At 47.3% G+C, this 26,820-nt stretch carries 23 protein-coding genes; all 23 read right to left on the bottom strand.

Going from position 1 to position 26,820, the window contains the following annotated elements; genetic code table 11:
• Positions 1-99 precede the first annotated feature (99 nt).
• Entirely contained in the window at positions 100-546 is a 447-nt protein-coding gene (dut, locus tag ACWXW9_RS06520; protein ID WP_494928758.1) for a dUTP diphosphatase, read from the bottom strand.
• Positions 524-1,789: a M16 family metallopeptidase gene (locus tag ACWXW9_RS06515; RefSeq protein ID WP_494928757.1), complete on the bottom strand. Its 1,266-nt coding sequence runs from the start codon at positions 1,787-1,789 to the stop codon at positions 524-526. The genes dut and ACWXW9_RS06515 overlap by 23 nt, the downstream gene beginning before the upstream one ends.
• A gap of 66 nt (positions 1,790-1,855) precedes the next feature.
• Positions 1,856-2,860 (bottom strand): polysaccharide deacetylase family protein, encoded by a 1,005-nt coding sequence (locus ACWXW9_RS06510; RefSeq protein ID WP_494928756.1) that lies wholly within the window; start codon positions 2,858-2,860, stop codon positions 1,856-1,858.
• Between the two features lie 233 nt (positions 2,861-3,093).
• Positions 3,094-5,196: a polyribonucleotide nucleotidyltransferase gene (gene pnp, locus ACWXW9_RS06505; protein WP_494928755.1), complete on the bottom strand. Its 2,103-nt coding sequence runs from the start codon at positions 5,194-5,196 to the stop codon at positions 3,094-3,096.
• Between the two features lie 246 nt (positions 5,197-5,442).
• Positions 5,443-5,712 carry a 30S ribosomal protein S15 gene (gene rpsO, locus ACWXW9_RS06500; RefSeq protein WP_014281126.1) on the bottom strand — a complete coding sequence of 90 codons (270 nt, stop codon included), beginning with the start codon at positions 5,710-5,712 and terminating at the stop codon, positions 5,443-5,445.
• Between the two features lie 132 nt (positions 5,713-5,844).
• Positions 5,845-6,783, bottom strand: coding sequence for a bifunctional riboflavin kinase/FAD synthetase (locus ACWXW9_RS06495; RefSeq protein WP_494928754.1), 939 nt, complete (start codon positions 6,781-6,783; stop codon positions 5,845-5,847).
• A 57-nt stretch (positions 6,784-6,840) separates the two neighbouring features.
• Positions 6,841-7,776 carry a tRNA pseudouridine(55) synthase TruB gene (gene truB / locus ACWXW9_RS06490; protein ID WP_494928753.1) on the bottom strand — a complete coding sequence of 312 codons (936 nt, stop codon included), beginning with the start codon at positions 7,774-7,776 and terminating at the stop codon, positions 6,841-6,843.
• Entirely contained in the window at positions 7,773-8,750 is a 978-nt protein-coding gene (locus tag ACWXW9_RS06485; RefSeq protein ID WP_494928752.1) for a DHH family phosphoesterase, read from the bottom strand. Before ACWXW9_RS06485 ends, truB begins: the two co-directional genes overlap by 4 nt.
• Before the next feature lie 52 nt (positions 8,751-8,802).
• Positions 8,803-9,153 (bottom strand): 30S ribosome-binding factor RbfA, encoded by a 351-nt coding sequence (gene rbfA, locus ACWXW9_RS06480; protein WP_014281122.1) that lies wholly within the window; start codon positions 9,151-9,153, stop codon positions 8,803-8,805.
• Positions 9,154-9,173: 20 nt separating this feature from the next.
• Positions 9,174-11,738, bottom strand: coding sequence for a translation initiation factor IF-2 (infB, locus tag ACWXW9_RS06475; RefSeq protein ID WP_494928751.1), 2,565 nt, complete (start codon positions 11,736-11,738; stop codon positions 9,174-9,176).
• The gene (locus ACWXW9_RS06470) at positions 11,731-12,054 is read right to left on the bottom strand and encodes a L7Ae/L30e/S12e/Gadd45 family ribosomal protein (RefSeq protein WP_013309928.1); all 324 of its coding nucleotides are present in this window, start codon (positions 12,052-12,054) and stop codon (positions 11,731-11,733) included. The genes infB and ACWXW9_RS06470 overlap by 8 nt, the downstream gene beginning before the upstream one ends.
• A complete protein-coding gene (rnpM, locus tag ACWXW9_RS06465) occupies positions 12,047-12,355 on the bottom strand; it encodes an RNase P modulator RnpM (RefSeq protein ID WP_007430067.1) in 309 nt (102 codons plus the stop codon). Before rnpM ends, ACWXW9_RS06470 begins: the two co-directional genes overlap by 8 nt.
• A 23-nt stretch (positions 12,356-12,378) precedes the next feature.
• Positions 12,379-13,476: a transcription termination factor NusA gene (nusA, locus tag ACWXW9_RS06460; RefSeq protein ID WP_013309927.1), complete on the bottom strand. Its 1,098-nt coding sequence runs from the start codon at positions 13,474-13,476 to the stop codon at positions 12,379-12,381.
• A gap of 100 nt (positions 13,477-13,576) precedes the next feature.
• Complete coding sequence (gene rimP / locus ACWXW9_RS06455) at positions 13,577-14,038, bottom strand: ribosome maturation factor RimP (protein ID WP_014281118.1); 462 nt, start codon at positions 14,036-14,038, stop codon at positions 13,577-13,579.
• A gap of 311 nt (positions 14,039-14,349) precedes the next feature.
• Positions 14,350-18,666 (bottom strand): PolC-type DNA polymerase III, encoded by a 4,317-nt coding sequence (locus ACWXW9_RS06450; protein WP_494928750.1) that lies wholly within the window; start codon positions 18,664-18,666, stop codon positions 14,350-14,352.
• A 217-nt stretch (positions 18,667-18,883) separates the two neighbouring features.
• Positions 18,884-20,332, bottom strand: coding sequence for a proline--tRNA ligase (gene proS, locus ACWXW9_RS06445; protein WP_494928749.1), 1,449 nt, complete (start codon positions 20,330-20,332; stop codon positions 18,884-18,886).
• 50 nt (positions 20,333-20,382) lie between these two features.
• The gene (gene rseP / locus ACWXW9_RS06440; protein ID WP_494928748.1) at positions 20,383-21,654 is read right to left on the bottom strand and encodes an RIP metalloprotease RseP; all 1,272 of its coding nucleotides are present in this window, start codon (positions 21,652-21,654) and stop codon (positions 20,383-20,385) included.
• A gap of 107 nt (positions 21,655-21,761) precedes the next feature.
• Positions 21,762-22,901 carry a 1-deoxy-D-xylulose-5-phosphate reductoisomerase gene (locus ACWXW9_RS06435; protein ID WP_494928747.1) on the bottom strand — a complete coding sequence of 380 codons (1,140 nt, stop codon included), beginning with the start codon at positions 22,899-22,901 and terminating at the stop codon, positions 21,762-21,764.
• An 82-nt stretch (positions 22,902-22,983) separates the two neighbouring features.
• The gene (locus ACWXW9_RS06430) at positions 22,984-23,775 is read right to left on the bottom strand and encodes a phosphatidate cytidylyltransferase (RefSeq protein WP_494928746.1); all 792 of its coding nucleotides are present in this window, start codon (positions 23,773-23,775) and stop codon (positions 22,984-22,986) included.
• A gap of 17 nt (positions 23,776-23,792) precedes the next feature.
• A complete protein-coding gene (uppS, locus tag ACWXW9_RS06425; protein ID WP_494928745.1) occupies positions 23,793-24,560 on the bottom strand; it encodes an undecaprenyl pyrophosphate synthase in 768 nt (255 codons plus the stop codon).
• Between the two features lie 84 nt (positions 24,561-24,644).
• Positions 24,645-25,199: a ribosome recycling factor gene (gene frr, locus ACWXW9_RS06420; RefSeq protein ID WP_025684954.1), complete on the bottom strand. Its 555-nt coding sequence runs from the start codon at positions 25,197-25,199 to the stop codon at positions 24,645-24,647.
• Entirely contained in the window at positions 25,199-25,927 is a 729-nt protein-coding gene (gene pyrH / locus ACWXW9_RS06415) for a UMP kinase (protein ID WP_013309918.1), read from the bottom strand. The genes frr and pyrH overlap by 1 nt, the downstream gene beginning before the upstream one ends.
• A gap of 122 nt (positions 25,928-26,049) precedes the next feature.
• Positions 26,050-26,700 (bottom strand): translation elongation factor Ts, encoded by a 651-nt coding sequence (gene tsf, locus ACWXW9_RS06410; RefSeq protein WP_013309917.1) that lies wholly within the window; start codon positions 26,698-26,700, stop codon positions 26,050-26,052.
• Positions 26,701-26,820: the final 120 nt, after the last annotated feature.

The raw sequence follows: 26,820 nt of genomic DNA, 5'->3' as shown, positions 1-26,820 counted from the left end.
GCTATTTATGCTCCAGCTTTAAAATCGACAATTCCGTTACATTCCCCAAAATGCTGATTAATACCGTGACATTCAGCCGTTTAAAAAGAAACTGTGAACTTAGCGACCGGTATGGCCGAAGCCTCCAACACCACGCACCGTTTCAGACAAATGGTCTACCTGTTTCAGTTCTACCTCAGGTACAGCCTGAAATACCATTTGTGCAATTCGCTCATTACGCGTAATCGTGAATGGTTCCTCGCCCAAATTGATAAGCAGTACCTTAATCTCCCCACGATAATCCGCATCAATGGTGCCCGGTGTGTTGAGACAGGTAATACCATGCTTGAGAGCCAGTCCGCTACGCGGACGGATTTGTGCCTCCAGTCCTGCCGGCATTGCTATAGCCAATCCGGTTGGAACAAGACAACGCTTGCCTGGTTCCAGAACTAAGTCCTCTTGCACTGCAGCATACAGGTCAAACCCGGATGCAAGCTCTGACATTTTACGGGGCAGTTCAATATCCTCATTGCCCCCAAGTCTGTTAATTTCCACGTAAGTTAACAAAATAGTCCCTCCTCATATCCTTAACCGCTGAATCACTCGCTCCAACCATCGACAGGGCAAACGGCTCCGAGAACATCCGGTCCAGTACCTTGTTCACATCATCGGCTGTCACTTGCTCAATGTGTTCGATCATTTGATCCAGCGTGTAATGCTGCCCTAGCATCAACTCATTTTTCCCAAGACGATTCATCCGGCTTCCTGTGCCCTCAAGGCTTAAAATCAGGCTTCCTTTTAACTGCTCCTTGCCCTTACGAAGCTCGTTATCGTCCAGTCCCTTGACAGCCACATCACGTAGTAGTTCAAGCGTCAGATCCAGCACATCCTTCGTCTGCTTGGGAGCTGTACCGGCATAAAGGGTAAACATACCACTGTCCGCGTGGGAGCTATTGTAGGAATAGACCGAGTAAGCCAGCCCGCGCTTTTCCCGAATTTCCTGGAACAGACGTGAGCTCATACCGCCGCCGATCGCGTTGTTCAGCAATACCATAGCATACTGTAGATCGTCACCTGTTGCAAATCCGGGTAGGGACAAGCAAATATGATTCTGCTCCGTTGCCTTTTCATGATACAACAGCTCACCGTTAAACGCAGGCACCGTCAGGGGCGAAGCTGTTCCATGGTTATCAAAGTGCCCAAAGTGACGCTCCAGTAGCTCTACCAGACTATCATCAATATTACCAGCCACACTGATGACCGTATTGTCGATTGTATAGTGTTCTTCCATATAATTGCTTAGATGGGAGCTGTCCATAGCTAATAAATGCTTTTCGGTACCGAGAATGGGGTAAGCCAGCGGATGGTCGCCATAGGCTGCGCGGGATAAGAGATCATGCACCATATCGTCCGGTGTGTCCTCGTACATAGAGATTTCCTCCAGGATCACGTTCTTCTCTTTTGCCAGCTCTTCATGATCTAATTTAGAATTAAAAAACATATCGGACAGTACATCAACGGCAATCGGCAGATGCTCATCCAGCACTTTTGCATAATAGCACGTATATTCCTTCGAAGTGAATGCATTAACATTTCCTCCGATGGCGTCAAATTGCTCGGCAATTTCCTTCGCGTCAAAACGCTCTGTTCCTTTGAAAAGCATGTGTTCAATAAAATGAGAAATACCGTTATTGTCCGGGGTTTCATTTCGGGAGCCGGTTTTAACCCATATGCCGAAAGAAACGGAACGCACGGTTGGAATTTTTTCAATGACCACTCTTAGGCCGTTTTTGAGTTGAATTCTTTCCATGATTGGCCCTCCTAAACTGAATTGCAAACTTTGCCATAATGTTCAATCCTAACAGAAAAAAGACGTTCACTCAACCGGAGCAGGTAGCTGCCGATCAGGGGAAAGCGTCTGACTGACGGTTCCAGGTACCAATCCCTTGCTGCGAATGGCACGAATCATACCTTTGAGAGATGCCGATGAAGAATCTGTCGGATGCATCAAAATCAGTGATCCCGATTCGACCTTGCTACTGATTTTAGCAATTACCGATTCCGGTGAAGGATGCCTCCAGTCCACTGTATCAAGTGTCCACAGCACTGTTTTAAGCCCCATACCTGCTGCTAAATCGACAGTTTCCTGATTAAAATCGCCAGACGGCGGTGCAAACCAGCTATTTTTCACACCTAAAATTTCCTGAAGAAGCACTTGTGTCTTCTCAATTTCCTGTGTAGCCCTTTCCCTGCTCAGACGGCTCATATTCGGATGGGAGTATGCATGGTTCGAAAGCTCATGTCCTCTTTTTTGAATTTCTTTAGCGAGTTCAGGATTTTTTTTCAGCCAGCTACCATCGAAAAAAAACGTAGCCTTGACCTTTTCCTGATCCAGCGTATCCAGTATAGGCACGATATACTCGTTTCCCCAGGCCACATTGATCATGAAAGAAACCATCGGCTTCTCAGGATTTCCCCGGTAAATCGGGACATTACCGAGCTGGTTCAAATGTATCTTGGGCGCAAGCTGCCGGTATACATACTGTATGGGTCGATCTGGAGCCGCAATTGCTTTACGATAAGTCGCATCCAGGTCAACCTCCAAGCCGTTATAGCCGGGAATAGCCTTCCATACCCGATCGACTTTGGCATCAACCGGCTCCCGTCTTTGCCGGGCAGCCTCTGATCGCAATCGCTGCATAAGTGCATTATCAGGTAAAACCGCGACCGCCATCGTTGTTGCAGCCTCGGGCTCACTCGTTTCCGTGCTGTATCCGGCATGTAGTTGGCTTACATACTCACGTACCCCGCTAAACTGTCCAATCACCAGCGTAATGGCCAGACTGGCTACAATCCACGCTGCTCTCTTTGCCTTTCTCATGATCCCTTCATCCTCCCGCCCGTTTGTCCACATTGTATGCAGGGAGGACAAGAACTATGACGCAGCAAGCCCCTGAAAGCCCACTTCGACACAGCTTGTGCATATGTATGAAAAAAAGAGCCAGAAACGTAGCTCTGCCTCTTTCCAAAAGGTTAAACGATGCTATTCTAATCCCGAGTGTTCTGTAAAAAACGAACAGCACTCCTGTTATAGCGATCCGCTGTATGCAGGTACTAAGACTTTGCAGGAGCCTCAGCCGTCAGAACCGCTTTGCGGGACAAATTGACACGGCCTTGTTGATCAATTTCGGTTACTTTCACCGTAATCGTATCTCCAATAGCAACTACATCCTCAACTTTGGCTACACGTTCAGTAGACAGTTGGGAAATATGAACCAGACCATCCTTGCCCGGTAAAATTTCGACGAACGCACCGAATTTTTCAATCCGTTTCACTGTGCCGATGTAGATCTCTCCGATCACGACTTCTTTCACGATACCTTCAATAATGGAACGCGCCTTTTCATTCATCTCTTGGTTTGTGGAAGCGATGAATACACGACCATCTTGTTCGATATCAATTTTCACGCCGGTTTCTTCGATGATTTTGTTAATGATTTTACCACCCGCACCAATAACATCACGGATTTTATCCGGGTTAATGTGCATCGTCATAATTTTCGGCGCATACGGAGACAATTGCTCACGCGGCGTCTGGATGGCTTCCATCATTTTGCTAAGAATGAACAGACGTCCTTCTCTGGCTTGATTGAGCGCATCCTGCAAAATGTTACGGTCGATACCGTTAATCTTGATATCCATTTGAATAGCAGTTACGCCTTCTGCTGTACCAGCCACTTTAAAGTCCATATCACCCAGATGATCTTCCATGCCCTGGATATCGGTCAACACGGAAACATGATCCCCGTCCTTGATCAATCCCATCGCTACACCTGCAACCGGAGCCTTGATCGGTACACCCGCATCCATCATAGCCAGTGTGCTCGCGCAAATACTAGCCTGGGAAGTCGAGCCATTCGATTCCAGCACTTCGGAAACGAGACGAATCGTATATGGAAATTCAGTTTCAGAAGGAATGACTTTGGAAAGCGCACGCTCACCAAGAGCACCATGTCCAATTTCACGACGACCCGGCGCACGCAAAGGACGAGCCTCGCCTACACTGAATGGAGGGAAATTGTAATGATGCATGAAACGTTTCGTTTCTTCCAAATCAATGCCGTCCAAAATTTGTACATCACCCAATGCGCCAAGTGTACAAACGCTAAGCGCTTGCGTTTGACCGCGTGTGAACAAGCCCGAGCCATGCGTACGCGGCAAAATGCTCGTATCGCTTTCGATCGGACGAATCTCGTCAAGCTTACGACCGTCAGGACGCACTTTATCATGCGTAATCAGACGACGGACTTCTTCTTTAACGATATCATAGAGAACTTCGCTCACGTCTTTCAAAAGCTCCGGCGTCTCTATGTATTGTGCTTCAAAATGTGCAACCGTCTCTTCGTTGACTGCATCAATCGCCTCTTGACGGGCATGTTTTTCTACAATTTTGACGGCTTCCACCAAACGTTCGGCTGCATAAGCACGAACTTCGCTGTTCACTTTTTCATCGACAGCATGCAGTTTAACCTGCATTTTTTCTTTACCTGCCACTTGAACCAGTTGCTCAATGACTGCCACAATGTTCTTAATCTCGTCATGTCCAAACATGATTGCTTCCAGCATGACTTCTTCCGGAATTTCGTTGCCTTCCGCTTCTACCATCATGATAGCATCTTTTGTTCCGGCTACAACCAGGTACAGATCGCTTGCATCCTGCTGCGCAATGTCCGGGTTAATCACGAATTGTCCGTCCACACGGCCTACAGCGACTCCGCCAATCGGTCCATTAAAAGGTACATCCGAAATGCTAAGTGCTGCCGAGGTTCCGATCATCGCTGCAATTTCCGGCTCACAATCCTGATCGACACTCATCACCAGGTTTAATACCTGTACATCATTCCGGAAGCCTTCCGGGAACAATGGGCGAATCGGACGGTCTGTCAGACGGCTGGACAAAATCGCTTTTTGACTCGGGCGTCCTTCCCGTTTAATAAATCCGCCTGGGATTTTTCCCACAGCATACAATCTTTCTTCATAGTTCACCGTCAGCGGAAAAAAGTCCAAATCTTTCGGCGCATTGGAAGCAGTCACGGTACAGAGAACAACCGTTTCGCCATAGCTTACTTTAACTGCCGCATTGGCCTGTTTCGCAAGACGTCCTGTTTCCAGCACCAGCTTTCTTCCGCCGAGCTGCATTTCCACACGTTGCTCCATGGTATCCCTCCATTTCATTCCATTGTAAAAGTTCTATACATATCCAGTATTTCCTGCGCGGGCCTAATTCATAAGAAGCCCTATGCATTATAAGCACCAGAACCTTACTAGACTCGCACTTCTAAAGGATCTGTACGTCAAAAAAAATTCCTTACTTCAAAAAAGAACCCGGCTGCTGTCCGCCGTCGCCTTAGCAGGGACAAGCGGTGAACAACCAGGCTTCTTTTCTCATTACATGTCTGAAAATTAACGACGCAGTCCGAGACGCTCGATCAACGCACTGTAACGTCTAACATCAGTCTTCTTCAGGTAAGCCAAAAGTTTACGACGCTGACCGACCATTTTCAACAACCCGCGGCGGGAGTGATGGTCTTTCTTATGCGAACGAAAGTGGCTTTGCAAGTTAACGATGTTTTCAGTAAGGATAGCGATTTGTACCTCAGCAGATCCTGTATCGGATTCATGAGTTTTGTACTCCTCGATCAATTGCTGTTTACGCTCTTGAGTCAATGCCATCCTGTTCACCTCCTTCATTATAATCGCCATTAGCCTCGTAGCCGCCGGTGAAAGCAGACAACCAAGCCAAGGTTCATCGTTGTTTACACAACATAAGTCAGTATAACACAGCGCCTGTCTTATGTAAATAAATTAGCCTAACAGCTTTTTAGCCGTTTGTGCGTCATTACCAATCTGGGTAATCAGCTCGTCCACCGAAGAGAATTTGCGCTCAGGACGAATGTAATGATGAAGCTCAACCAGCACAGGCTCACCATAAATCTGCTGATCAAAATCAAACAGATGAACCTCAAACGAAGGATTCAGCACACCTTCATGAAAAGTAGGCTTAACCCCTACATTCATTACCCCGCTTCTCCAACGCTCACCTACCAGTGCCCTCACAGCATATACGCCTTTGACTGGAATCACGTAAGTATCATCCAGCTTGAGATTGGCTGTCGGGAAGCCGATGGTGCGTCCACGCTTCTCTCCATCCATTACGGTACCCCGAATGTGGTAAGAGCGTCCCAGCCAGCGAGAGGCATGCGTTAAATCCCCTGTCTGCAAGGCACGGCGGATGCTGGAGCTGCTCACTTTTTCCCCATCCAGCTCGAATGGCGGTACGGTGTGGACGGACATACGTTCTCCTCCCAGTTCCCGAAGTGTATGCTCATGTCCGGCTCCCCGGTAGCCAAACCGGAAATCAAAGCCCACTACCGCCGTTTGAATCTGCAGTGGAAGCAAGATGTCCGTGATGAACGCCTCAGGGCTGACTTTGGAAAAGTCCTCGTCAAATCTCAAAATATAAAGCACGTCCACACCCATATCGGCTAAAATATCCTGCTTGTCCACAAGCGGGGTCAAATAGCCTTCATAGTCGCCTTTTTTCATGACTTCCTTCGGGTGAGGATGAAATGTCATAACAGATACTGGCACTTTCTGTTCCCGAGCCAGCTCGACAGCCTTGCGAATGACACTTGCGTGTCCGAGATGAAGACCGTCGAACTGACCGATCGCCGTGACCTGTGAACGTCCCCATTGGTGCAAAAGCTCATCGCTCAATGGATAAGATAACGATACGGTAATCATATTATTTCACCTGCATTTCACATCATTTGACTAACTTCGTCAAAATTATAGCACAATTCAAGGTAAAAAAACTTTAATTGGCGCGATAGCCCCTGATTCATCCCGTCCATATATGCCCAAAAACGTTCGATCCTCTTTGTACAACCGGATGGGCTGGCTGTCCGTCACAGGCGGTGAAATCATGCTCAGTGACAAACGCTGACCTTGAAGAGCAGCAGCAGCCTTCACTTCGGCTACCGTATGATCAGGCATATAGTCAATGGCCTCATCAGTGGCAATAAGCCGCTCACCCAGGCTACCATCCGCTACGTAGCGTTCAATTTCTTCAAATGTTAAACAACGATCTGCAGGAATCCCCGCAGACATGGTTCGTTCCAGCTTGACCATCGTCGAAGGATATCCCAAGGCGCGGCCGATATCGACGCATAGCGTGCGAATATAAGTTCCTTTGGAGCATAATGCACGAAAAGAAATATCCACATGGGATCCCGTATCCGCGAATCCCGTCATTTCCAGCTCATAAATGGTCACTTCACGGCTTTTACGCTCCACGGTTTTGCCTTCTCGTGCCAGCTCGTATAGACGTTTGCCATCCACTTTGAGCGCAGAGTACATTGGTGGCACTTGGGAAATCGTACCGACAAAATGCTCCAGAACCGCTTTCGCTTCCTCTTCTGTAACCTCTACCGGACGGTCACACTCTTCAGTAATCGTACCCGTAAGGTCCTCCGTATCCGTGGCAATCCCCAAGCGTAACGTTGCATGGTATTCCTTAGGTAGCTCCTGCATGTATTCAACTACACGGGTAGCACGTCCCAGACACAACGGCAGCACGCCCGTCACCTGAGGATCAAGTGTTCCGGTATGTCCGATTCGCTTCATTCCCAGCAAACGGCGAGCCTTGGCCACCACATCGTGGGAGGTGAATCCAGCGGGTTTGTAAACGGGTAGTACACCTTCCCAATTTGCCTGTTCCTGCTTCATCGGCTTCATAGCTCGGCCTTCACCCGCCCTACAACGATCTCAATAATATCCTCCAACTTACCCTCCAGACGGCAACCGGCAGCACGTACATGCCCCCCGCCCCCAAATGACTGGGCAAGCGCAGCTACGTCAACGTTACCTGCCGATCTCATGCTGGCTTTGACCGCTTGATCACTAATCACTTTAAAGAAAATGCCTACTTCAACGCCGCGAATATTTCTTGGATAATTGACGATACCTTCCAAATCCTCATTAACAGCTCCGCAATCCTTCATATCGTCAGGGGTTACAACCACCCAGGCGATTTTACCATCCTTCGAAATTTCAAGCGTTTGTAACGCTTTGGTCAGCACCTTCATTTGCGGGAAGGTCATTTCTTCCAGCAGACTCTCGGAGAGATAAGGACCGTCTACACCATAAGCGAGCAATCGTGACACCGTAGACATAACCTTGGGTGAAGTGTTCGAATACCTGAAGCCTCCTGTGTCCGTCAGCAGCCCGGTATATACAGCCGTCGCCACTTCAACGTCCCAGTTGATCGCAAACTTTTCCAGTAAATCAAAAAGAATTTCTGCCGTTGCCGCAGCATCCGACTTAATCACATTAACTGTGCCATACGCATCATTCGTTGGATGATGATCAATATTCAAAATGATAGCATCTTCCGCAAAAAACTGCTCTGTCAGACCAACACGACGGAAATCTGCACAATCCACGCAAATAATCCGGTTGTATTTTCGTTCCGGCGGTTGCTGGCTCATATCCATAATCTCATCGGCATGCCATAAAAAATCCATGCGCTTCGGGATAGGTCCCTCATTCAGCATGGTAAATTTCTTCCCCAGACATGAGAGAAGCCAGCCCACCGTTACGGTGGAGCTGACTGCGTCTCCGTCCGGCTGTACATGCGATACGATCAGGTAATCATCATGCTCCAGAATAAATTCCTTCGCTTGTTGAAGCGCCTGTTCATAGGTATGCATTGCCGTCTCCTTTACATTCAGTTCATGGTTCCTTCAGATAAACTGGCTCTTGCTATTTTTCATCCTTGTCGATATCACTTAACAGCTTTTCAATCCGGCTGCCATAAGCGATAGATTCGTCAATTTTGAAAATCAGCTCGGGAATATGGCGGAGCCGTATCCGTTTGCCAAGTTCAGAACGAAGATAACCGTTCGCTTTGTCCAATGCTTTCAGGGAAGAAGTTTTTTGCTCCTCATCCCCAAGCACGCTCAAGTAGATTTTCGCTTGGGACAAATCGTTTGTCAGATCGACACCCGTTACTGTAATAAAACCGATACGGGGATCTTTTAATTCGGTCTGTATGAGTTGGCTCAGCTCTTTCTTAATCTGCTCGCCAACCCGACCTGTACGTATTTTAGCCATGGATGCTCACCTCTCTGCCGTTAGCGCTCCACTGTTTCCATGACGAACGCTTCAATAATGTCGAGTTCCTTAACATCATTATAGCCATCAAGGGTAATACCGCATTCGTAACCTTGGGCAACTTCTTTTGCGTCGTCCTTAAAGCGTTTCAGTGAGTCGATTTTACCTTCAAAAATAACAATGCCATCACGTATCAGGCGTGCTTCTGCTGAACGAGCAATTTTACCGGACGTCACCATACAACCGGCAATCGTACCGACCTTAGTTACTTTAAACACGTTACGAACTTCAGCATGCCCAATCACATTTTCTTTATATTCAGGATCCAACATGCCTTTCATGGCTTGCTCGATTTCTTCAATGACATTGTAAATGACGCGGTGCAGACGAATGTCCACTTTTTCTGCTTCAGCTGTAGATTTCGCCTGATTATCCGGACGAACGTTAAAACCAATCACAATGGCATTGGAAGCCGCAGCCAAAATAATATCGGATTCGGTAATTGCACCTGCACCGCTGTGAAGAATTTTAACACGTACACCTTCAACTTCAATCTTGTTCAAGGAGCCTTTCAGCGCTTCAACGGAACCTTGCACATCACCTTTGATAATGACGTTCAGATCTTTCATCTCGCCATCCTTGATGTGCTGGAACAGGTCATCCAGCGTTACGCGGGTGTTGCTGCCCAGATCGGACTGACGCTGCGTAATCGCACGTCTATCAGCGATAGCACGAGCTTTGCGCTCATCCTCGAACACCATGAACGGATCGCCAGCAAGTGGCACTTCTGTCAAACCAGTGATTTCAACTGGTGTGGAAGGACCCGCTTCCTTAAGACGGCGGCCTTTGTCGTTAACCATGGCACGTACACGTCCGAAACAGTTACCTGCTACGAAAGCATCGCCGACTTTCAGGGTACCGTTCTGAACGAGGATACGAGCTACGGAACCGCGGCCTTTATCCAGCTCAGCCTCGATAATCGTACCACGTGCCCGTTTGTCCGGGTTCGCTTTGTACTCATTCACTTCAGCTACGAGCAGGATCATTTCGAGCAGATCTTCAAGTCCCATTCTCTGTTTCGCGGAAACGTTAACGAAAATCGTATCGCCGCCCCACTCTTCAGGAACTAATTCATACTCGGTCAGTTCTTGCTTCACTTTATCCGGATTTGCATCCGGTTTGTCGATCTTGTTCACAGCCACGATAATCGGCAGGCCTGCTGCCTTCGCGTGGTTAATAGCTTCAACTGTCTGTGGCATAACGCCGTCGTCAGCCGCAACAACAATGATCGTCATATCCGTAACTTGAGCACCACGAGCACGCATAGCCGTAAATGCTTCGTGACCCGGTGTATCCAGGAAAGTGATTTTTTTGCTGTTGATTTCAACTTGGTATGCACCGATATGCTGTGTAATACCACCAGCTTCGCCGCCCGTTACATTAGTGGAGCGAATAGCATCCAACAAAGTTGTTTTACCATGATCGACGTGACCCATAATGGTAACAACAGGTGGACGTGCTTTCAGAAGCTCTGGATCATCGTTTTCTTCCACTGTTTCAAAGCGATCCTCTTCGACCGGAATTTTCACTTCTACTTCTACACCGAAATCTCCGGCAAGCAGAAGGATAGTATCCATATCCAGTTCCTGGTTAATGGTCGCCATCGTTCCGAGCGTGATCAGCTTTTTGATAACTTCCGATGCATCCTTGTGGAGAAGCTTCGCTGTTTCGCCTACTGTCATCTCACCGCGCACAATGATCTTCTTAGGCGTATTGTCGATCTTCTCGCGGCGCTCCTGTTGTTGACCTCTGCCACGATTGTTGAATTTCCCACCACGATTGCTACCACCACGATTGCTACCACCGCGGTTATTGCCACCACGACCACCGTTACCTCCGCCTTGACGGTTATCGTCAAAACGACCTTGACCGGAACGGTTAGTGCCGTTATTGGAATTGCTGCCTGTACGGTTGCCACCACCGCTACGGTTTGCATTACTGCCTCCCGTGGATGATGCCGTTCTTACTGCCGTACCACCTTGACTGCTCCCTTGTGGACGTGAGTTGGTGCTTTGGCTGCCTTGAGGACGTGAACCCGTGTTAGTGCTTGGGCGCTGTTGTCCTCCCTGTTGCTGGCTGCCACTGCGGTTCTGGCTACCTTGTTGTCCACTTGGTCTGCTTGTACTCTGTTGACTGCGGTTTTGACCGCCCTGCTGACTGCCTTGCGCTTTTGGAGCGCTGCTTCGGTTACTGTTTTGGTTGTTGTTTGTCCTATTCATACTTACCTGCTTTTCCTGTTGATTTTTGGTTTGCTCAGTTGAATGATTAATATTCTGGCTTGAACCGGCCTGGTTCGAGCTTACTTGCGCCGTACCTGCTCCGCCTTGCTTGGCCGCAGCATTGGATTTAATATCCTTAAAAAATTTTTCCACTTTACCCACGGCATCGTGTTCCATGACGCTCATATGGTTGTTCACGGGAATATCCAGCCGTTTAAGAATGGTGATAATTTCTTTGCTGCTCATGTTCAACGATTTGGCGTATTCGTATACCCGCACTTTGTCTTTGCTTTCTTGTTTACTCAATATACTCCACCTCCGACATTATCCCCGCATGTTTCTTGATCAATTTCGCGAATCCTTGATCCGTCACAGCCAGCACAACCCGTTCAGGCTTGCCGATACTGCTTCCCAAGCTTTCCCGGTCAAATCCTATCAATAAGGGGATTTTGTACGTCCCGCATTTGTCGCGGAATTTCTTTTGAGTATTCATTGAAGCATCTTTCGCAAGAATGACCAGCTTGGCTTCTGAAGACCTGATCGCTTTATAAACGATCTCATCACCTGTTAGCAGCTTGCCAGCTCTCATAGCAAGGCCCAATCCAGACAGCGCCTTATTCATCCTGCACGCTGCCTTGTGCCGCCAGGAATTCTTCCTCGACGGCAGCAAAATCACGACTTAGCTGCTCATAAATATCAGGATGAACCGAGTGCTTCAATGCCCGATCCAGTGCCTTGCTTTTTTGAGCAAGCTTGAAGCAGGCGGCTTTGCCGCACAAGTAAGCGCCGCGTCCCGACTTTTTGCCAGTCAAGTCAATCAGCACTTCGTCTTCAGGGGTTTTGACGACACGGATCAACTGCTTCTTAGGCATCATTTCATGACAGGCCACACACTTGCGCAAAGGTATCTTTCTCTGTTTCATGCATTAACCCCCCTACACTCCGTTTAATCTACAGAAACGGAATCCTGATGCATTTCATCGGTGGATGTTCTTGGTCTGCCGAGTTCTTCCTCCGCCTGCGTTTCGCTCTTGATATCAATTTTCCAGCCAGTAAGCTTGGCAGCAAGGCGGGCATTTTGCCCTTTGATACCAATGGCCAGAGAAAGCTGATAATCCGGCACGATGACACGCGCCATTTTTTCTTCTTCAAACACCTGCACCTCAAGCACCTTAGACGGGCTCAGCGCATTAGCCACATACTCGTCAACATTATCGGAATAACGCACAATGTCGATTTTTTCACCACGCAACTCATTCACAATCGTCTGCACCCGTGTTCCTCTCGGTCCTACACAAGAACCGACCGGATCTACCTCGGCATTGCGAGAATGAACTGCGATTTTAGAACGGAAGCCTGCTTCACGCGCTACAGAACGAATCTCAACGACACCGTCAAAAATTTCCGGCACCTCGAGTTCGAACAAACGCTTAAGCAGACCTGGATGTGAGCGGGACAACATGATTTGCGGCCCTTTGGTCGTATTCTCTACCTTGGTAATATAAGCCTTAATCCGGTCCAGATGACTGAATTTCTCATTAGGCATCAACTCGCCCAACGGGAGAACCGCCTCCACCTTACCCAGGTCAATATAAATATTACGCGGGTCCTGACGTTGTACGGTCCCTGTTACAATATCCTCTTCCTTGTCCACAAACTTGTTGTAGATCAATCCCCGCTCCGCTTCACGGATACGTTGGGTTACGACCTGCTTCGCTGTTTGTGCGGCAATCCGTCCAAAATCACGAGGAGTAACTTCAATTTCAGCAATATCCTCCAGCTGAAAATGCGGGTTAATCTCACGGGCCGCCGGCAACGAAATCTCGGTGCGAGGATCCAATACCTCCTCAACGATCAGCTTGCGGGCATATACCTTAATGACACCCGAGTTGCGGTTCATATCGACACGCACGTTTTGTGCGGTGTTGAAATTCCGTTTGTAGCTGGAAATCAAGGCTGCTTCAATGGCCTCAAACAGCACATCCTTGCTGATCCCCTTTTCCCGTTCCAACTCGTTCATTGCTTCAATAAAATCCATACTCATGGATTACTGCTCCCCCTTTCAAATGATGCACCTGCGTTCTGGTCGGCACACGAGGCAAAAAACATGAAGTACATGTCAAACAGCAACGGTCAAATCCGAATTAAAATATGATCGCGAGCCTGGCTCCAGCCACCTTGTCATAAGGTATGGCATGCTTCTTTTGTCCGCTCTGAACGGTAAGTTCCCCATCTTCAAAAGAAAGCAAACGACCTTCAAATTCCTTCAGGCCGTTGATCGGCTCGTATGTAGTAACGAATACATTTTTGCCTACCGCTTTGGTTACGTCTTCCGCTTTTTTCAGCGGTCTTTCAGCGCCTGGTGAAGACACTTCCAGAAAATATGCTGTAGAAACAGGGTCATTTTCGTCCAGCTTTTGACCCAGGTATTCACTGATCATACTACAGTCGTCCAGATCAATTCCCCCGTCTTTGTCTACAAAAACGCGAAGAAACCAATTGCTGCCCTCTTTGACATACTCGACATCGACCAGTTCAAAACCATGCTCATCGAGGTAAGGTTGGGCCATTTCTTCTACTACTGACTTGATCTTTGGTGTGCTCAAAGATTATAACCTCCAAAAGTAAACTTTCCTGTGGTGAAAAAGAGACGCCCCATTGCCATGGACAGTGCTTCTCCATCACCGGCATTTTCCATTTCATTTGATGTAATGTTCATTTTGGGCTCACTGCAAATAAACCGGCGTACCGGTTCCTGCCCAAAAATCGTCTTTTCACGTTGTAACTGTATATCAAACAGTAAAGAGTGGGTTTCCCCACTCTTTAAGCAACGGTTTTATCTCCATGATTACCAAAAAAATTATAACATAACCGTAGTTATGTGACAAGTGCCAGAGCTTGACTACTAGGATTCCGTTTAAAACAGAGACAACTGATTGCTCTCTGGCAGTCCGCGGAAACAGCCCATCTGGGACAGCATTTCGACAATCGTTTTACTGGCCTTCGATTTTTGCTGAAAATCCTCGACAGACAAAAATTCTCCCTGCTCACGGGAGGCTGCGATGTTACGCGCCGCGTTGTCACCAATCCCCTGAAGCGCCCCGAACGGAGGAATGAGCGAATCTCCGTCTACCTTGAAGCGTGTAGCTTCAGAACGATACAAATCAATCGTCTTGAAACTGAAACCGCGTGCTGTCATTTCCAACGCCATTTCCAGGATCGGAAGCATCCCTTTTTCCTTAGGCGGAGCCTGAAAACCGAGCTGCTCGATTTCGACAATTTTCCGCGCGATGGCATCATATCCCTGACAACACAGCTCAATATCAAAATCGGCTGCGCGTACCGAGAAATAGGTTGCATAATATTCAATCGGATAATACAGCTTAAAATAGGCGGTCCGCACTGCTGAAATAACATAGGCTGCGGCATGCGCCTTTGGAAACATATACTGGATCTTGAGACAGGAATCAATGTACCATTGCGGCACCTTGCATTTTTTCATTTCCTCGATCCATTCCGCACTGAGCCCCTTACCTTTACGCACGCTCTCCGTAATTTTAAAGGCCAGACTTGCATCCATCCCCGCCTTGTAGATCAGGAATAGCATGATATCATCCCGGCAACCGATTACGGTCTTGATGTTGCAGGTATTGTTCTTGATCAAATCCTGCGCGTTACCCAGCCATACGCCCGTACCGTGGGACAAACCGGAAATTTGCAGCAAATCGGCAAAGGAAGTCGGCTGTGATTCCACTAGCATTTGGCGTACAAACTTGGTTCCCATCTCGGGCACCCCATAGGTTGCGACAGGAGTACGGATTTGCTGCGGCGTTACACCAAGCGCCTCCGTGGAATTAAACATGCTCATGACCTTCGGATCATTCATCGGAATCGTTGTTGGGTCGACACCGGTCAAATCCTGAAGCATTCTCATCATGGTCGGATCATCATGGCCCAGAATATCGAGCTTGAGCAAGTTCGCGTCAAAAGCATGATAATCAAAATGCGTCGTTTTCCATTCCGAGCTTGTATCATCAGCCGGGAATTGTACCGGCGTAATGTCCTCAACCTCAATATAATCGGGAACGACGACGATCCCGCCCGGATGCTGTCCAGTGCTGCGTTTGACGCCCGTACAGCCGGAAGCCAGCCTGTTCAGCTCGGCCCCGCGCCATTTTTTATGATGCGCCTCTTCATATTTCTTCGCAAAGCCAAAGGCCGTTTTCTCGGCAACCGTACCGATGGTTCCAGCACGGAATACGCTTTTCTCTCCAAACAGTACTTTCGTATAATTATGTGCGACTGGCTGATATTCCCCGGAGAAGTTCAAGTCAATATCGGGAACTTTATCTCCCTTAAACCCAAGGAACGTTTCAAACGGAATATCCTGTCCTTCACCCTTCAGCTTGCCACCGCATTGCGGGCAGTTTTTGTCAGGCAAGTCAAATCCGCTCGGCACACTACCATCCAAAATCCATTCGCTATGTCTGCATTCAGGATTACCGCAAATATAATGTGCAGGCAGTGGATTAACCTCGGAAATACCGAGGAAGGTAGCGACCACAGAAGATCCAACAGAACCCCGTGAACCTACCAGGTATCCATCCTGATTGGACTTTTTAACCAGACGCTCGGAAATGAGATAGTTGGCAGAGAAACCGTATTTAATAATCGGCTCCAGTTCTTTCTCCAGACGGGCTACGACCACCTCGGGCAATTCCTCACCATAAATGGATTTAGCCGTCTCGTAGCAAGTATTGCGGATTTCCTCGTCTGCCCCATCCAGCAAAGGTGTAAACAGTTTGTCAGGAAACAACTCCAATTCCTCAAACCGATCCGCCAGCTCGCTGGTATTCTTCACAACGACTTCATAGGCTTTCTCCTCGCCCAGAAACTCGAATTCTGCCAGCATTTCGTCTGTCGTGCGCAAATGCGCATCCGGTTTCCGGATATCTTTTAACGGGCTAAAGCCAGTAATTCCATGTATCGTGATATCTCGGTACAGCTTATCACGCGTTTCCAAATAGTGAACATTGCCTGTAGCAATAACGGGCTTATCAAGCCGCCGCCCAATTTCGCATACTTTACGAACTGCCGTTTTCAGAGCATCAGGGCCACTTACAAGTTGTTTTTCCACCAGATGCATGTACATAGTTAAAGGCTGGATCTCCAGCACATCATAAAACTGGGCGATTTCCTCGGCTTCCTCCTCCGACTTGTTCAGCACAGCCTCGAAAAACTCTCCCTTTTCGCAACCTGAAATAATAAGCAGCCCGTCTCTCATCTCTGACAATTTTGATTTAGGAATACAAGGGACACGCTTAAAATATTCGGTATGTGACATTGAAACCAGCTTGTACAGATTTTTTTTACCAATTGGATTAAGCGCATAAATGCAGCAGTGGAAAGGACGAACGGTCGATAAATCCTTACCCACATAGTCGTTCAAGCGGTCGAGCATTTTTAAGCCTTTAATTTGTTCCGCATCATTCAAAAGTCCATTCAGCACTTCCGTTAGCGCAACGGTATCATCAATGGCCCGGTGATGACTTTCGAGCGCGACCTTATATTTGGTGGTCAGTGTGTTCAGACGATGATTCTTCATTGTCGGGAACAACAAGCGAGCCAATTCCAGTGTATCGAGTACTGGGTTCGTCATCTCAGGCAATCCCATGTTCCTAAGTGTAGCCTGGATAAAGCCGACATCAAATCGCGCATTATGAGCAACTAATACAGCATCGCCTGCAAAAGCCACAAATTCCTTCATAACGGGCTCCACATCCGGTGCATCCTTGACCATTTCATCGTTAATGTTGGTCAATTGCTGGATATTGTAAGGAATACGCTCATGTGGATTTACAAAGGTAGCATAACGGTCAACCTCTTTGCCTTCATGCATTTTAACAGCGGCAATCTCAATAATTCTATTTTGTGTAACTGATAGCCCGGTGGTTTCAATATCAAAAACGACATAAGTCGCTGTTTTCAAATTAAGCGGCTGTGCCTGCATTACAACCTCAACCGCATCGTTGACCACATTGGCCTCGATACCGTAGATCATTTTAATTCCGTTTTTCTTGGCGGTCTTAGCGGCATCGGGATAACATTGCACTCCACCATGATCGGTGACCGCAATCGCCTTGTGCCCCCACTTCGCGGCTGTTTTAACATACTGGTCAATGGAGCTTACAGCATCCATCGCGCTCATCTTCGTATGAAGATGAAACTCAACCCGTTTTTCCCCTGCATTATCTTTACGGGAAGGAGGAGCCTGCACCTCTACCAGATCAGAAGGAATCATAACCAGCTCAGGAATTTGCATAAAACGATCATATTCGACGCGACCACGGACTTTAACCCATTTACCGTTAGCCAGCAAGCTGAGAATTTTTAGATCTTCTTTTGTTTTGGCAAACATTTTCATTTGCAGCGAATCACTAAAGTCAGTCAAATAATACGTAAACAACGTACTTCCGTTACGTAGTTCTTTGCTATCCAGACCGAAGATCGTCCCCTGTAATGTGACTTTCTTCTCTTCATCCTGAATGTCCTGCATCGGAACAGGCGGTTCCTTGATGTCATAGCCAAATTGAAGCCTTACATCTCCCTCTTCTTCATCCACTGGCGGCATTTCCGATTCCATGCTTTCCATCATCTGCTGAATAACTTCACGTTCTTCCTGCATCTTTTTCTCTTGAAACTGCTGCAAAGCCTCCTGATTGCTTTCACCCACCTGGATTTTAATACGCATCGAGAGACCAAAATATTTATCGTAGAATTTGATGATTGCTTGGTCAATCTGCTTTTTACGTGCCAGCTCCAGTGACATGCTATCGCTCATCGTCAGCAATAACAGGCCGTCCTCCCACTCATGTACAGCCCGGGTCATCCAGCCGTTCACGGATGGGATTTCACGGTGCACCCATTCCAGAAAAAGTTTCCAGTATTCACTGATGATATCCGCAGACTGAACCTGCTCACTATAATGAAACCGAAAAGTGATTTTAGCGATGTGGTTCATTTTCTCCTGCACTTGAATACAGAAGGCCCGATATACCTGAGCGGGAACCAGTGTTTCCTTGGCGATGATAATATTCCAATCCTTGTTGGTACGGCTTATTTCCACCTGCTCAATCCAACCGTCCAGGAAATAAGGTTCCACCACTCCCTCCGGCATCACTACCTGCTTCATCAGCAATTCCAGCCGTTTTCTCTTTTCTTCAGCTCCGCCCATGGCTCTCCCCCCGTTTTCCATTGACTTAACAACTTTAATCATACCCCGGATTCCAAATCTGCAATTCTGAAAACATGAAAAGCTTCTGCGTCTAAAACATCTCCGACCGCAAAAGCTTTTCGTAACCCCTCAATCCTCCACCATAGCAACCCCTTTACGGTTATGCTCGTTGGCGGAGAGAATGAAGTGAGTATAGTGGTATAGCTTTACTTCTTTATTAGTACGCCCGTGCGAACACTACAGTATGCTTGGCTGGTTTGCCGCAGCACAGACATGTGGTCTTTTGCTCGGTAGTTTTAAAAGGTATATTGCGGCTTGTAGCGCCTGTCACTTCTTTGACCTTGTCTTCACATTCTTCAGATCCGCACCAACCTGCCAAAGTAAAGCCGCGTTTCTCTTCCATGAGCGTCTTCATTTCATCCAGCGTATCTACGGAATAGAAGTTTTCATCCATAAAGCTCTTGGCACGATCAAACATTTCCTGCTGTACCTGTGCCAGCATCGCATGGACTTCCTCAACAAGGTTATCCTGCTGTACAATCTTTTTCTCGCCACTGATACGGGATACGAGCACACAAACGCCATTCTCCATATCACGAGGTCCGATTTCCAGACGCACCGGTACACCGCGCATTTCATATTCGTTAAACTTCCAACCTGGACTCACATCACTGCGATCGTCCATTTTCACACGTACGCCCACCTGTTTCAGTTCAGCGAACAGTTCATCTGCACGGGCAATAACTGCTTCACGCTTCTTAGGCGGCCCGATAGGTACCATAATGACCTGTGTAGGCGCGACCTTAGGAGGCAAAGCCAAACCACGGTCATCCCCATGAACCATAATCAGCGCACCAATCAGACGCGTGCTTGTTCCCCATGAAGTGGTATGAGCGTATTCCAGGTTATTGTCCCGGCTCAAGTATTTAATATCAAAAGCAACGGCAAAATTGGTTCCCATGTAGTGGGAAGTTCCCGCCTGCACCGCACGCCCATCCTTCATCATCGCTTCCAGTGAGAAAGTATCCTTCGCACCTGCAAATTTTTCAGAAGGCGTTTTTTGCCCGGTAATAACCGGGATAGCCAGCACTTCCTCGATAACCTCGCGGTATACTTCCAGCATTTTCATCGTTTCTTCGCGTGCTTCTTCTTCATTTTCATGAGCAGTGTGACCTTCCTGCCACAAAAACTCACTCGTACGCAAGAAAGGAAGCGTGCGTTTTTCCCACCGAACCACGTTAGCCCATTGGTTGATAAGCACTGGCAGATCACGATAGGATTGAATCCATTTGGAGTACATATGACCGATCATTGTCTCTGAAGTCGGACGGATCGCAAGGCGCTCCTCCAGCTTTTCCCCGCCAGCCTCGGTTACCCAAGGAAGCTCCGGGTTAAACCCTTCGACATGCTCTTTTTCCTTCTGGAAAAAGCTCTCAGGAATGAACATCGGAAAATAGGCATTGCGATGACCTGTTTCTTTGAAACGCACATCCATGGCTTCCTTGATATGTTCCCAAATTTCAAAACCGTCGGGACGGAACACAATACATCCGCGAACCGGGGAGTAATCCATCAGTTCAGCTTTTTTAATAACATCAATATACCATCGGGAAAAATCTTCGCTCTGTGGCGTAATTTCCTCGACAAACTGTTTATCGTTCGACATAGAAACGCATGTCCTCCCATACAGACCCTTTTATATAAGTCCGTCTCTAATTAACCGTTAATTAATCGTAAAATATCATTGTACGTGACCGCAATCATGAGCAGGAATAACATGGCAAAACCAACGAAATGGACCATACCTTCCCTACTCGGATCAACCGGACGTCCTCTTACCGCCTCTACACCGAGGAAAACAAGTCTGCTTCCATCCAGCGCCGGAATTGGCAATAGATTAAATATCCCCAAATAAAGACTCATTATAGCAGTCCAATACGTAAGCTGCTCAATGCCCTGCTTGGCAATTTGTCCTGTCACTTCAAAAGTACGTACCGGACCTCCCAGATCATTAATGGAGAAACGTTGGATAAGCTGACTAAATCCCTGGAAAATAATGTCCGTCGTTCGTACCATGGATTGTCCGGCAAATTTAAACGTTTCCCCGACTCCGGCTTGCCGTGTCGGAAGTTCAGGCACGATGCCCACTTTACCACCCTTTTGTCCTTCCATTGCACGAGGTGTAATCGTCAGATCAAAAGTTTTGTTATCCCGGCGAACAACCCATTTCATCGGCTTGTCTTGGGAATCGGCAATCAGTTTGATCATATTTTCAACGTTCGCACCAATCGCAACCCCGTTCACCGATTCAATGATATCGCCCTTATGCAAATCAGCTTCAGCAGCAGGCATCCCCGCTGTAATGTCACTAATCTGAACATAAGTTGGGTTGTCCACTTGTACGCCGACCATCTGGATATGCAGACCAAACAGCACAAAGGCAAGAATAAAATTCATCAGCGGTCCGGCAAAGATAGCCATCGCACGCTGTCCTACTGTTTTGCTGCCATACTGTCGATCCTTAGGCGCAATCTGGATGGATTGTCCTTTGGTTACCATCATCGCTTGGGGGTGTACAGTATATTGCTGATCTTCGCCATCCACATCCAATTTTACAGTCAGCGCCTGCTCTAGATCAATGTGCTGTACTTCACCGCGCACCACATTTTTGCGGTTATCCAACTGGTCCAAATAAATGGTTTTGACGATACCGTCCGTTACGCGTACAGCAATTGTTTGTCCGGTTTCAATTTCATTGATTTCCGGATCTTCTCCCGCCATGCGAGCGAAACCACCAAACGGCAGCAAACGTAGTGTAAATCGCGTCTCGTTTCTTTTATAAGAAAACAGTTTCGGACCGAAACCGATCGCAAACTCCCGGACCAGAATCCCGGCGCGTTTGGCAAAATAATAATGCCCCCATTCATGCACCGTCACTATGACGAAAAACATGAGCACCGTCATCAAAACTATTCGAATCGTTTCCAATCGTTTCCGTTCCCCTTTCAATGAGATCGAGTTTGTCTTCCTAGACTATCATTATTCTCCGATCCCACACAAGAGAATCACAATTCACTTCCGAACCCAAAGTCAGCCTATATCCCGGCAGCTATGCTGCGAACCTCACGATCACAGGCTTCAATCGCAGCCAAATCGGGGTTAGTAACATTGACATGCCGTTCCAATACACGCTCAATAACGGCTTCGATATGCAGAAAAGGAATTTCTCCACGCAGAAAACGGTCAACAGCAATCTCATTAGCCGCATTAAATGCAGTTGGTGCTGTACCACCCATTTTACCACATTCAAAGGCAAGCCTTAAACAAGGAAAACGATTAAAATCCATTTCCTTAAAATGGAGCCTTCCCACCTCAGCCAATGACAGCGGCTTGGCGGGAGACTTTATCCGTTCAGGATATGTTAAGGCGTATTGAATAGGAACTCTCATATCAGGGTTACCTAGTTGAGCGACAATACTGGTATCCACAAATTCTACATAGGAATGAATGATACTTTCAGGATGCAATAGCACGTGAATCCGCTCATAGTCAAGTCCGAACAACCAGTGCGCCTCAATGACCTCTAGCCCTTTGTTTACCATCGTTGCCGAATCAATCGTAATTTTGGCACCCATCGACCAATTGGGATGCTTGAGCGCATCTTCCACCGTAACCTCACGAAGCTGTTCCCTTGTCAAATCACGAAAAGAACCGCCCGATGCCGTGAGAGTAATATGTGCCACATCTTTCATACGCTCACCATTCAAGCATTGAAAAATAGCTGAATGCTCACTGTCAATCGGCAGCAACGGCACTCCTTTCGCCCGGGCCCGTTCTGTGACCAGATGACCGGCGGTAACCAGTGTTTCCTTATTGGCCAAACCGATCTGTTTTCCAGCCTCAATCGCGGCCAGCGTGGAGTGCAATCCGACACTGCCCATTACAGCTGTCACAACCATATCTGCATCTGTATTCGCAGCCAGCTCGACGAGTCCTTCATCCCCCCAATGCAGTTCCATTCCGGAAGGCAACAAAGGACGGATTTCCTCCGCTAATTGTTTGGTGCCAACGGACACCTTCTTGGGTTGGTATAGATTCGCCTGCTCGGCAAGCAACTTTATATTTGAGCCACCTGCTAAAGCCTCTACGGCAAACTGATCCGGGTGCATAGATACGACATCCAGTGTCTGTGTTCCAATAGACCCGGTTGAACCGAGTACCGTAATTCTTTTCATGAAGCACCTTCCTATCTTGAAAATAACCGTTACTCTGCAGCTAATTTTAACCTGAGCATAATCTGTAACCACCAAGTAAGGGTCATGGAAGCAGCATCAGCATATGTACAAATGGAAAAACGACAATCCAACTGTCGCAACGGTCTAGTATACCACCGTGCCCTGGCAGCAAATTACCGGAATCTTTAATGTCGTACACCCGCTTGTACGCAGATTGCACTAAATCGCCCAGTTGACCCACAACTGCACAAGATAAACCGATAGCGAAAGCTTTGTCCCATGGCAGCAGCCCTTCTGACAATCCGGCAAATACCAGTGCTGTAGCCAACGCTAAAACAATCCCGCCAATAGACCCTTCGACTGTTTTATTTGGACTGATCGCAGGCCATAGCTTTGTCTTTCCCGCCATTTTGCCTACAAAATAAGCCCCTGCATCACTTGCCCAAATGCAAGCCAGCAACAAAAAGGTCCATAAAAGCCCATGTTCCATATGACGTGATTCCGCAATATACGAAAATCCAAAGCCTATATAAACGGTACCGAGAAATAGTATGGACACCGTTTGAATTGTGATTTTATTTTTCGTTCCCACCGTAATGATCATAAAAATAATCATCAGCAGCCAAAGCAGACTTATAGACGGTAATGGTGAGTGCAGACCCAAGGGCTGATAAGGAAATACAAAAGTTAATATTCCTGCATAGCCAACTAACGCCGTACCGCCGAAAGGAGATACATTGGTCATCCGCGCGAATTCATAGAATCCGATTAGGGCCATGGCCAAAATGAGCAAATGGTAGGCCAATCCGCCCCACAGGACCATCGCCAAAAAAAATGCGCCTGCCAAAATACCGGTAATCAATCTCTGTCTCAACGGCTTTCATCCTCCATTTACTTCAGCCCGCCGTACCGCCGTGATCTCCGCTGATATTCGACCACTGCTTCGTATAAATGCTCTTTCTTAAACTCAGGCCAATAAATATCAGTAAACCATAGCTCACTGTAAGCAAGTTGCCAGAGCATAAAATTGCTGAGTCTCAGCTCGCCACTTGTCCGAATCAGAAGATCAGGGTCCGGCATACCGCTGGAGAGCAAAGAGTTCTCAATGAGTTCGGGCGTAATATCTCCGGGTTTAAGCTTCCCATCCTCAATTTCACGACCCAACGCTTGCATACATTCAGTGATTTCTAGCCGACTTCCATAATTCATTGCAAAATTAAGAACAAGTCCGGTATTATTTTCGGTTCGCCGAGTCGCTTCAGTCAGCGCATCAACGGTATGAGAAGGCAAATGCTCCTTATTTCCCATCATACGTACTTGTACATTTTTTTCAATCAGCTCGTCAAGCTCAATAGCCAAAAATTCTTGCGGCAGCCGCATCAAAAAATCGACTTCATCCTTGGGACGCGACCAATTTTCAGTTGAAAAAGCAAATAAGGTCAAATATTTAATGCCCAGTTCATCCGCAGCAATTGCTGTGCGCTTCACTGCCTTCATTCCATTTTGATGCCCTACAATCCGCGGCATTCCAATCCGTTTGGCCCATCTGCCGTTCCCATCCATGATGACAGCAACATGCTGCGGAATATTGTCTTTTGAAATGGCCGGTGTTTGCTGTTTTTGTTCCCCGTTCCACCAAGACCGAACCCGTTTGATCATTCCAGTTCCTCCAGCATTCTCTGAAAATGTGCCTCAGGCTTGAAAAGAGACAAACCCCACCGTAAGGGAGGGGCTACCAGTCTCTTATACTTCCATAATTTCTTTTTCTTTTGCAGCCAAAACTTTATCCACTTCAGCGATAAATTTATCGGTCGTTTTCTGGATCTCTTCCTGATATTTACGGGATTCATCCTCCGATATATCAGTTTTCTCCATTTTTTTAATATCATCATTTGCATCGCGACGAATGTTACGAATGGCGACCTTCGCTTCTTCGCCGTTCTTTTTCGTCAGCTTCACCAAATCCGTTCTGCGTTCTTCTGTCAGAGCAGGAATACTCAGGCGAATGGTATTCCCGTCATTGGAAGGAGTCAACCCCAGATCGGATTTTTGGATAGCACGCTCAATGTCCGCCAAGGAGGATTTATCCCAAGGCTGAATCATCAAAGTCCTGCTGTCCGGTGTATTTACATTAGCTAACTGATTGACCGGAGTCATTGCACCGTAGTACTCAACCTGAACGCGATCCAGTAGAGCTGGTGTCGCTCGACCAGCGCGCAAAGAAGCAAGGTCACGTTGCAACGACTGAATTGCTTTATGCATGCGCTCTTCAGCGCTCTTTTTCACAGATTGTGGCATTAATTTACACTCCCTTTGACGATCGTGCCAATTTTCTCACCCAACACGACACGTTTAATGTTACCTTGCTCTGTAATAGCAAAGACAATCAACGGAATATTGTTATCCATGCACAGCGAGGAAGCCGTGGAGTCCATGACACCGAGATTTTTGTTGAGCACATCCAAATACGTAAGTTGCTCATACTTCTCGGCTGTGCTGTCTTTAAATGGATCAGCTGAATACACGCCGTCCACCTTATTTTTAGCCATCAGAATCACTTCAGCCTCAATTTCGGCAGCACGCAGGGCAGCCGTAGTATCGGTCGAGAAGAACGGATTCCCTGTACCTGCTGCAAAAATAACAACCCGGCCTTTTTCCAGATGGCGGATAGCTCTACGACGAATGTAAGGCTCAGCAATTTGCTGCATTGCGATAGATGTCTGTACACGCGTAGGAACTTCAATTTGTTCCAAAGCATCCTGCAGGGCCAGTGAGTTCATCACCGTTGCCAGCATACCCATGTAATCAGCTGTTGCCCGGTCAATTCCGTTGGCGCTTCCGGCAATACCCCGCCAAATGTTGCCGCCTCCGCACACGATAGCAACTTCTACTCCCAGTTCGACAACGTCCTTGACCTGCTCGGCGATCGACGCAATTGTATCCGCATCAATACCGTAACCGTTCGGGCCTGACAGCGACTCTCCGCTGACTTTCAGAACAACACGCTTAAAAACAGGTTTTTCCAAATGATCACCCTCCAATATCGACTATATATTATGTACAGGATAGATGTCCTGTTGCAAGAAAAGGAACACTGATGTGTTCCAATTCTTTGCTCTTTCCGTATGCAATTACCGTTCGTTGGTAATTATTGTTTCACTTGAGACATAACTTCTTCGTAGAAGTTGTCTTCTTTTTTCTCCAAACCTTCGCCCAGTTCAAAACGAACAAAACGACGCAGGGAAATATTTTCGCCAATGGTGCTGATTTTTTCGTTGATGAGTGTGGAGATTGTTTTGTCCGGATCTTTAATGAAAGATTGCTCCAACAGGCAGAACTCTTCATAGAATTTACCGATGCGGCCTTCAACCATTTTCTCAACGATTTTTTCTGGTTTGCCTTCGTTCAAAGCTTGTGCTTTCAGGATTTCTTTTTCTTTTTCGATCTCTTCCTGTGGCACTTCTTCGCGACGAACATAACGAGGGTTCGATGCAGCGATATGCATAGCGATGTCACGTACAAAATCTCTGAACTGGTCTGTTTTAGCTACGAAGTCTGTTTCGCAGTTTACTTCTACCAGTACGCCGATACGGCCGCCAGCATGGATGTAGGATTCAACAACGCCTTCAGTAGCGATACGGCCTGCTTTGTTCGCTGCAGCCGCAAGTCCTTTTTCACGCAGAACTTCAACTGCTTTTGTCAAATCACCGTTTGCTTCTTCAAGCGCTTTTTTACAATCCAGCATTCCTGCGCCTGTTTTTTCACGAAGCTCTTTTACTGCGCTAGCATTAACTGCCATATTATTTCCCTCCAAATTTGATTTTCAGTGGTGTACACAAGCTTTATTCCTTAAAAAAAGGGTAGTGAGAGGTTATACACCTGCCAACCACCCTTTTCATTTAATTCATATAGGTATTTC

The organism is Paenibacillus sp. LT-B23, from assembly GCF_059417685.1.
This window is presented reverse-complemented; position numbering and strand designations above follow the sequence as displayed.